At 38.9% G+C, this 650-nt stretch carries 1 rRNA gene; it reads right to left on the bottom strand.

Annotation, left to right across the window (positions count from 1 at the left end):
• Positions 1 to 547 precede the first annotated feature (547 nt).
• A 5S ribosomal RNA gene (gene rrf, locus K1Y79_RS29045) occupies positions 548 to 650 on the bottom strand; the annotation flags it as partial.

The following is a 650-nucleotide window of genomic DNA, read 5'->3' as shown; positions in this document are numbered from 1 at the left end:
CTCTCGAAATTAGACGTCATATCTAATATGTTATCGCTTGAACATTACCTGTGTTAAATGTTTGCTGTTGTTTCCATTCTTTCAAAGAACTTATCGTTAAACCGTTCGTCTAACGTTTGTCAATGTCTCAGATCCGATCTGTGTGGCGCTTACCGCCTGACATCTTTAAGTATTTTAAGAGCTTTTCTTTACTTCCGTTTCGCGTCGTTTGCGTTGGGGGTGCAAAGATAATGATTATTTCATTTCTGCCAAATCTTTTTTGAAGATTTATTCATCCTTTTTTTCTGATGACGCCAGCATATATATTATGCTTTTATCATCATTTTCGGATGTCATATTGAAATAAAGAACTAGTGTTTCCTGACTGCGTGAGTAAGAAGAACGCAAATTTTTCAAAGCCGGACTGCAAATATACAATCCTTTACCTTGTACAACAAAAATTTACCAGATATTTTTTACCGTAAGTGGCGGTAAAATCGATGGTGTGGTTGTGGTATGAGGATAAAAAAGCCCGGTCTTATGCAAGACCGGGTCTTTTCTACAATAAATATGGCAGCTACCTACTCTCCCGCATGGTTGTGCAGTACCATCGGCCATAAGGGGCTTAACTTCTCTGTTCGGAATGGGAAGAGGTGAACACCCTTGGCAAA

It is taken from the genome of Chitinophaga rhizophila (genome assembly GCF_019492185.1).
Taxonomy (GTDB): domain Bacteria; phylum Bacteroidota; class Bacteroidia; order Chitinophagales; family Chitinophagaceae; genus Chitinophaga; species Chitinophaga rhizophila.
The sequence above is the reverse complement of the archived record's forward strand: the minus strand, read 5'-3'. Positions and strand labels throughout refer to the sequence as shown.